This window comes from Xanthobacter autotrophicus, assembly GCF_029991245.1.
In the GTDB taxonomy this organism is placed as follows: Bacteria; Pseudomonadota; Alphaproteobacteria; order Rhizobiales; family Xanthobacteraceae; genus Xanthobacter; species Xanthobacter autotrophicus_C.
Map to the genome: position 1 here is coordinate 1 of NZ_JAIVFO010000279.1, position 1,782 is coordinate 1,782.

General features: G+C 64.9%; 2 protein-coding genes. Both read right to left on the reverse strand.

The genetic code is table 11. The features are described 5' to 3' along the window. On the reverse strand, positions 1 to 108 hold a 108-nt coding region (locus K9U41_RS22690), incomplete at its 3' end, for an ArsA-related P-loop ATPase (RefSeq protein WP_282642386.1). Positions 109 to 764: 656 nt separating this feature from the next. After that, a partial coding sequence (locus tag K9U41_RS22695) for a cysteine desulfurase (RefSeq protein WP_282643102.1) occupies positions 765 to 1,782 on the reverse strand: 1,018 nt, incomplete at its 5' end.

A 1,782-nucleotide genomic window follows, 5' to 3' on the forward strand; every position in this document is an offset into this window, starting at 1 on the left:
GAGGATCTTGTGACCCATCTGCGCGAGCGCAGCCAGGGTATTCTGGGACGTGGTGGACTTGCCGATGCCACCCTTCCCGTAAAACGCGATCTGTCGCAGCGAAGACATCTGTCTCTCCTTCGAACCTTAAGCCGACATTCGGTCCTGCCCGGTCTTTTTGGTGTGCGCCGGCTGGCGGTCACACCCCGGGACGTTGCACTCCGGCGCGGATGCGGACGTGGCCTTTGTAGGGGCCCACAAAGCCAGCAACCTGTCGCCCGCACTAGAAGCTAGCAACCAGCGTGCCATCGCATCGCACTGCAAAAACCCATTCGAAAACAAGCATTTGCTGAATGACCACCAGCACTTGCACCCGTGTTCAGAACCCGACACACGGGCATTTCGGCCGACACGCCAGTTTAGGGCTGTTTGAAACAGGACACTGTCGGAGGAGCTTGCGGGGCTGGTGGGAAGCCGACACAGGCGGCGCGAAAAGGGGCCTGTCGCAAGTTCGACGCACGTGGCGCCGCGGCCCGCCCACCCTTGTCCGGGGCGGCTGGAACATGCGCGTCTTCTGTCGGAAGACGCACGCCAAGGGCGTGGTTTGGACGGGGATTGGTTTGTACCGAGGCGCGCCGGCGACGCGGGTCGGACTGTCCGGGAAATGGGCCGCTGCCGAAGACGACGGTCGCCGTAAGCCCGAGCGGACAATGACAACGGAGGGGAAACGAGCGACCAGGCGGAAAAGACCGCCCGGTCGCTGGAGCCTGGGTTGCGCGCCAGCCTCAGCCGATCAGTTCCTGGGCCTTCGAGAGGGCGGCGACGAAACGGTCCACTTCCTCGCGCGTGTTGTAGAGCCCGAAGGAAGCGCGACAGGTGGCCGAGACTCCGAACCGCTCCAGCAGAGGCATGGCGCAATGGGTGCCGGCGCGCACGGCGATGCCGTCATTGTCGATCAGCGTCGCAAAATCGTGGGCGTGCCCGCCCTTGATCTCGAACGAGATGATGGCACCCTTGTCCTTGGCCGTGCCGATTATGCGCACGGAATTCAGCTCGCCGAGCCGCTCCTGCGCATAGCGGGTCAGTTCCGCCTCGTGGGCGCGGATGCGGGCCTTGCCGATGGATTCGATATAGTCCAGCGCCGCACCGAGGCCCGCCGCCTGCACGATAGCCGGCGTCCCCGCTTCGAAGCGATGGGGCGGATCGCCGTAGGTGACGGTGTCCTGCCGCACTTCGCGGATCATCTCGCCGCCGCCGTTGAAGGGCGGCATGGCCTCCAGGTGCTCATACTTGCCGTAGAGCGCGCCGATGCCGGTGGGCCCATAAAGCTTGTGGCCGGTGATGATGTAGAAGTCGCAGTCGAGATCCTGCACGTCCACGTCGAGATGGACCGCGCCCTGGGAGCCGTCCACCAGCACCGGAATGCCGCGGGCGTGGGCGATCTTCACCACCTCCTTCACCGGGACGGTGGTGCCAAGCACGTTGGACATCTGGGTGATGGCCACCATCTTGGTCCGCTCGGTGAGCAGGGCCTCGAACTCATCCATGAGGAAGTTGCCTTCCTCGTCCACCGGCGCCCACTTGATCACCGCGCCGTGGCTTTCCCTCAGGAAGTGCCAGGGCACGATGTTGGCGTGATGCTCCATGATGGAGAGCACGATCTCGTCGCCGGGCTTGATGCGGTTCTTGCCGAAGGTGGCGGCGACCAGGTTGATCGCCTCCGTCGCACTGCGGGTGAAGACGATCTCCTCCGGCCGCGCGGCGTTGAGGAAGCGCTGCACCCGGGCCCGCCCGGGTGCAGCG